Below are 6,224 nucleotides of genomic sequence, written 5' to 3'. Positions count from 1 at the left end.
TTCTTGGGTCATTTCTAGAGTAAAACGCCATTGGGTTGCTCTGAGAGTAGCTAGAGGGCGATTGGGGAACATTTCATCGGATAATCGCGCCCAAATCGCCCTAGGAACCAAAAAACGCAGACTATCCCTGAAAGGATTTGGTCCCCAAGAAGCAAGAGAAATCACCCCTCCCAAGAGGACAAAACCAGCGACTAAGGCATTCCAACCCAGATAAAGGGCGAAAATTAGGCAACCTAAAAAGGCTAAGGCCCAAGCATTGCGAGAATTGCTTAAAAATAGCCCTACACTGTCGATAAATATGGTTAAAGTTAAAAACCCGACTTTGAGATTTAAAAGGTTATTTCTTTGTCTGTGCCACTGCCGCCAAGTTAGAATTAATAAACCGAACGCTAAAATCAGAGTTATAAGTAAATAAGCCCCCAAAAGATTAGCATACATAAAAACCGAAGACATCCGACCTAAAGGTTCGCCCCCCGCTCCGTAGGGCCAGGTAAAAATCCCTTTTAATGCTTCCGGTTTTTGCCAACCGAGAAAAATTTGTCCCCATCCCATCACCACTACCCAAACCGACGGAATAACCATCACCCAAGCTAGTTGACGCAACTGAGAGGGTTTTTTAATTAATTGTCTGATATTGCTAAAAAAGAAGAAAAAAGGCAGGAAATTTCCTAAACCAATCCAAGCATCCCCCGGAGTTGGGGAAAGACTGGCACTAATCATTAACCAAAGTGTGACGATACCGAGACCTTGATTGAGACGTGACTGGATAATTGCCCGAAAATTGCCGGTAAAAACCCTAATTAACACGATAATAATGCCGATACCCGCCAACTCCGGCAGCATCATAGCGATAAAAACTGAAAAAAGTATTAAATTCCACTCCCACCCTTGACAAAAAATCTTTTTCATGCTAGGCAGGTTGCCAACAATCCTCACGAGTCAGACGAATTTGGGCAAGGGCAAAAATAGTCGGGATAATCCGGCCGTAATCAGTGGCGATCGCTTTCCAACCGAGATCAGCAATAAACCAACCCCATAAAGCCGGTCCTACCAAACTTAACACGGTTCTGACCGCTCCGTAGCGGGCCGCCGCCCTAGTCATGCCCTGTTTAGCCGTTTGTAGGGCGATTTGATTAACAATTGCCCCACCCTGGACTACAGCAGTTTTTGCCCCTTGATAGCGGACAAAATGAAGAGCGAACTGCCCGGCGATATGTTTGAGCAGAATCGGTTTCAGGATAGAATTAATGGCGATGACGCTACTGCCTTTGAGGACTATATCAAGGGGATTGTGTTGTAGGTGAACGGGTAAGGGTTGGGGAGTGTGGGAATCCGCGAGCGCTTTTTGAATTTGAATCGAGAGGGATTTTTGTTCCGATGGGGGGAGACGTTTCCAAGCTTTGTTAACGAGGTGAAGATAGATTTCCGCTTCAATTTCCGTTGTCGGCATTTTTTGGGAGTAGGGAACCTTGAGGAAATGACAGACACGAACTAGAATTTGACGATAACTAACTTTTTCCGTTTGACCTTTTAATACTGTCACACCATCGGCAGCCAGATAACGAAAACGATCCTCGACGCTATCTAACCAACTTTCCCAATCTTGACTTTGAACGGCGATTGCGTCCGGCGCTCGTAGATAATCGAGGGGGTTAAAACGACGGCAAAAGAGGATGTTAGTGATTTGCTGCAGTTCCTCCTCGGTGGCTAACTCCAAAGCTGTGCGTAGTTCGTCCAATGTGGTTTTTCCTCCTCAGCCCCAATAATCAAATCAGTTTCGCTAGTGCTGATTACTACTAATATTAACTCAAGGGTTCACAGGATTAGGAAGGCTAGTGACAAATTTTTCGATTAAGGTTGGGATCATTGGTGCGGGTTTAGCCGGGTTAACCTGCGCTCGTCAGTTGTGCGATCGAGGTTATACTGTTAAGCTATTTGATAAGTCTAGAGGCATTGGTGGTCGTTTAGCCACGCGACGGGTTAATCGAGCTAATCAAGAGATTGCTGTGGATCATGGTTTGCCTTTTTTGACTATTCAGGGCGAAAAAACGGCGGCTTTAATTGATAATCTCCTGAGAGAGAATATAGTTACTTCTTGGTTTGATTCTAGCTATGTTGCTCCTTCTGGCATCAATAGCGTGGCGAAATTTTTAGCTAAAGGTTTAGAAATTGAACGAGATTTTCTGGTTACTCGTCTGGAAAATCGTCAAGAAAAATGGGTTTTAAACAATAACGGTCAAATTCGGGGAGAGTTTCCGGTGATTGTCTTGGCTATTCCCGCCCCGCAAGCAGCGTTATTGTTAGAAAACTCTCCCATAACTACTATGCCAGAATTGCGATCAATCGTTTACGATCCCTGTTTAACGGTAATGGCGGGTTATGGCGATTCTTTACCCGCAGTTGCTCCCTCCACCGATATCGCTTGGTTAGGACTTGATAGCAGTAAACGGCAATCATCCCCTGATTATGTCTTTGTTGTGCATAGTAGTGGAGATTTTGCGGTTAAATATCTCGATAGCGAGGATTTAGAAGCAGTTAAGCTAGATTTGCTCTCTCGTGCTTCTTTGCCTCTCCCCGATTGGTCCTGGATTCATCGTTGGCGTTATGCTTTAGTCCGTCAGGGTTTAGCTGTACCCTGTTTAAGTGTTAATAGTCCTTTACCTCTAGTTGCCTGTGGTGATTGGTGTCAAGGGGGAGATTTATCGAGAAATTCTTCCCTAGAAACGGCCTTAAATTCTGGGATAGCGGCGGCTAATCAAGTTCAGCAGCTACTCTCTTAAGAATCTAGGTACAGAACGTAGGTTGGGTTGAAGCATGAAACCCAACGTCCTAATCAAGTTCAGCAGCTACTCTCCTAGAATCTAGAGACAAGTTCAAATTCTTAGGTTAAGCTTAAGTTAACAAAAGGTTAAGTAATATAATAATGTAGGTATCCTATACTGGGGGGTTGGTCACAATGGAAAAATTCAATTCTAAAGATAACTTTCTCTACCCTAAAACCAGCTACAGGGGTTTATTCACGCCACAAAATTTGGTTTTTAATGCTAATTTGCAGGAATTCGCCCTGAGAGTCTCTTTTATCGCTGGTTTGCACAGTGGGGGAAAACTTACCTCCACGGAAGCTTACGAGAAAATTAACCAGCTTTGGCAAGAGTTGAATACCAGTCGAAAATTCCTACTAGCTAATCATTTTGAGGATGATGGAGATTGAGAGATGGGGTTTTTTAGTGATCAGTAAACAGTAATCAGTATCTAAAGTGCTAGACTAACAAAAATGGGTCAAGTAGTTTTTAGTTATGTCAGAGCTTTCTGACCATAGCTGGCTTTCATCTTCTAGATAAAAATGTCAACAAAAGACAACAAGAGGTAATTCTGCCGCTACAATATGATAGCGAGTTGTCAAGAGAACAGTAAAAGAACTGCCAATTGGATCTAGATGCCTCAATATACTACTAAACAAGCAACGGAAAACCCTGTTGTGTCCGACCAGTCCGCCAAGAATCCCTTTTCACTATTTGGTCAATTTTGGGAAAGCCTAAAAATTGTCGCTCAACCCTATTGGTATCCAACGGAGTTAAATGGACGTGCCTTTGGAGATGTGATCATTTCTTGGGGAATGTCAGCTTTGATCCTTTTAAGTATCTTGGCAACAGTCGGGGTAGAAGCTTTTAGTAGCTACTGGAATCGTTATGTACTCGATATTATTATTGAAGATAGAGACCTTTCTAAATATCTCAATACGCTGTGGTTATCCAGTTTGTTGATTATAGGAACAACGGGGTTATTTGCTTTTTCTCAATTTATTCGTCGTCAAGTGGCCTTAGATTGGTATAAGTGGTTAACCAAACAAACCGTTAAAAAATATCTCAATGATCGCGCTTATTATAACATTGATTTTACCTCAGCTTTAAAAAATCCCGATCAAAGATTATCTCAAGAAATTGAACCAATTACGACCATGACCCTAAGGTTGTTAATTACCTTCGTGGAAAAAGGGTTACAAATGATTACTTTTGCGATTATTCTTTGGACAATTTCTCGGCAAATTGCGGTTTATCTAATAATTTATACGATCGCAGGAAATTTAATAGCAATTTATCTAACTCAAGAATTAAACAAAATTAATCAATCGGAGCTTAATGATAAAGCTGATTATAATTATGCTTTAACCCATGTGCGTAACCACGCCGAATCCATTGCTTTTTTTCAGGGAGAAGAGCAGGAAGAAAAAATCATTGAAGGCCGTTTTGAACGGGTTATTCAAAGCTCGGAAAAACTGATAAATTGGGAACGGTTTAATAATCTTTTTAATCGAGGTTATCAGTCAGCGATTAGTGTATTTTCAATGTTTATTTTGACCCCGATGTTTATTAAAAATGAAATCGATTATGGGGAAATTAGTCAAGCGAGTTTATGCTGTTTCCTTTTTTCTAATGCCTTGGGACAATTAATTACTGAATGGGGAACATCGGGTAAAGTTTCAAGTTATATTGAACGGTTAGCTACCTTGACAGATGCCTTAAAAGTTGCCAGTGAAGAGCCGAAAAACTTAAGTCGTATTACCACCCTGGAAGATAATCGTCTAGCTTTTGAAAATTTTACCCTACAAACTCCCGATTATGAAAAGGTAATTGTGGAGAATTTATCGGTTTCTGTCCCTTTGGGAGAAAGCCTACTCATTATTGGCCCCAGTGGTCGAGGAAAAAGTTCCTTGTTACGAGCAATCGCCGGTTTATGGAAAGCAGGTAGCGGTCGTTTAGTGCGTCCTCCTTTAGCTAAAATGTTATTTTTACCCCAACGTCCTTATATTATCCTTGGCACTTTACGGCAGCAATTACTTTATCCCCATACCAATGATCAGGTGAGCGATGAAGAATTAGAAAATATCTTAAAAAAAGTCAACCTGCAACATTTATTAACTGACAAAAATAGCTTAGATAAACAAGTCAACTGGGAACAGATTTTATCCCTCGGAGAACAGCAAAGACTAGCTTTTGCTCGACTATTAATCACTAAACCTACTTTTACTATCTTAGATGAAGCAACCAGCGCTTTAGATTTGGTAAATGAAGCCAGCTTATATCAGCAATTACAGGAAAGTGAAACCACTTTTATTAGTGTTGGTCATCGGGAAAGTTTATTTAATTATCATCGATGGGTCTTAGAGTTAACAGAAAATTCCCATTGGCAGCTGTCAACTGTAGAAGATTATCAGCGCAAAAAAGTGAATAACCTAGTGATGATGTCAAAAAAATCAGAAAATTTCTCGGCGGTAAAAATAGAGCCTTTGTCTGAGGTTAAAACTGAGCATGATGCGGAAATTGCAGGAGTTTCTGAAATAGCCGAAGGTTTGTCCCATCAACAAATGCAGTCTCTAACTGATTATTCTTTAAGTAACGTCCGGAGTCGTGCCAGTTTAGGTAAAATTATTACTGCCAAAGATGGTTTTAATTATCGTTACGATAAAGACCCAAAAACCTTAAAATGGGTGAGAATATAGCTAATGGGGTGACAAACAGATTGAAATTGAGACAGGGTGTGGGGGGTAGGGTGTAGGGGGTAGGGAAAATTTTTCAGACTTTCCCCTCTCAGGAGAACTAGAGAATGAGGTTTTTGCTGGGTAAGTTGATTAACAAGCTACTAACTGATAACTGGTATAGGAGTTTTATCAAATGAAAGCACTGGAAAATCTGGTGACGGAACGATTATATTTAGTCCCCTTAAAGCTTGAACTTCTCAAGGCCGCAATTATAGGTATCGATGAATTAGCAACAATTTTGGGGGTAAAAGTTGCAGCTGACTGGGCCGAACAAGAATTGATTCAAGCTTTCCCTGATATTGCGAATATTTTGCTGCAATTCCCCTTACAAAATGAGTGGGGGTGGGGGAGTTTAATTATTCATCAAGCAGAAAATACTCTTATTGGTCATGTGATGATCAAAATTATTCCTGATGTCACAGGTTTACCCACAGATGCTGTAGAAATTGGCTATCAAGTAGCACCGTTATATCGACGACAAGGCTACGCATCTGAGGCGACAAAAGCAATGATGGACTGGACACTTTCTCAACCTGGTATGCAAACAGTGACCGCTGGCTGCGCTCCCGATAATATAGCTTCAAAGCGAGTTTTAGAAAAAATAGGCATGGATCTGATAGAAGCGCGAGAGAAAGTCTTGGTCTGGAAATTAAGTAGGGTTTGCTGAAAAAGTTTGTTGGTGGGG

Annotated in this window: 6 protein-coding genes; 4 read left to right on the top strand and 2 right to left on the bottom strand. The window is 41.2% G+C overall.

The window, feature by feature from the left end; all coding sequences use genetic code 11:
- Together IQ242_RS13955 and IQ242_RS13950 are read right to left on the bottom strand one after the other, a co-directional pair.
- Positions 1-909 (bottom strand): polymerase (locus tag IQ242_RS13955; RefSeq protein WP_193960380.1); only part of this gene is annotated, 909 nt, incomplete at its 3' end.
- Between the two features lies 1 nt (position 910).
- The gene (locus tag IQ242_RS13950; protein WP_043996993.1) at positions 911-1,738 is read right to left on the bottom strand and encodes a YaaW family protein; all 828 of its coding nucleotides are present in this window, start codon (positions 1,736-1,738) and stop codon (positions 911-913) included.
- 97 nt (positions 1,739-1,835) lie between these two features.
- Here IQ242_RS13950 and IQ242_RS13945 point away from each other — a divergent pair, with 97 nt between their 5' ends.
- The 4 genes from IQ242_RS13945 to IQ242_RS13930 all read left to right on the top strand — a co-directional run bounded on the left by IQ242_RS13945 (position 1,836) and on the right by IQ242_RS13930 (position 6,206).
- On the top strand, positions 1,836-2,780 hold the full coding sequence (locus IQ242_RS13945; protein WP_193960379.1) for an NAD(P)-binding protein: 945 nt from the start codon (positions 1,836-1,838) through the stop codon (positions 2,778-2,780).
- Positions 2,781-2,956: 176 nt separating this feature from the next.
- Positions 2,957-3,211, top strand: a complete 255-nt coding sequence (locus tag IQ242_RS13940; RefSeq protein ID WP_002734677.1) for a hypothetical protein — start codon at positions 2,957-2,959, stop codon at positions 3,209-3,211.
- A gap of 225 nt (positions 3,212-3,436) precedes the next feature.
- A complete protein-coding gene (locus IQ242_RS13935; protein WP_193960378.1) occupies positions 3,437-5,500 on the top strand; it encodes an ABC transporter ATP-binding protein/permease in 2,064 nt (687 codons plus the stop codon).
- A 172-nt stretch (positions 5,501-5,672) separates the two neighbouring features.
- Positions 5,673-6,206: a GNAT family N-acetyltransferase gene (locus IQ242_RS13930; protein ID WP_193960377.1), complete on the top strand. Its 534-nt coding sequence runs from the start codon at positions 5,673-5,675 to the stop codon at positions 6,204-6,206.
- Positions 6,207-6,224 lie beyond the last annotated feature (18 nt).

This window comes from Microcystis sp. LEGE 08355, from assembly GCF_015207185.1.
Taxonomy (GTDB): Bacteria; Cyanobacteriota; Cyanobacteriia; order Cyanobacteriales; family Microcystaceae; genus Microcystis; species Microcystis panniformis.
Note: the sequence above shows the minus strand (reverse complement) of the source record. Positions and strands in the feature narration are given on the sequence as shown.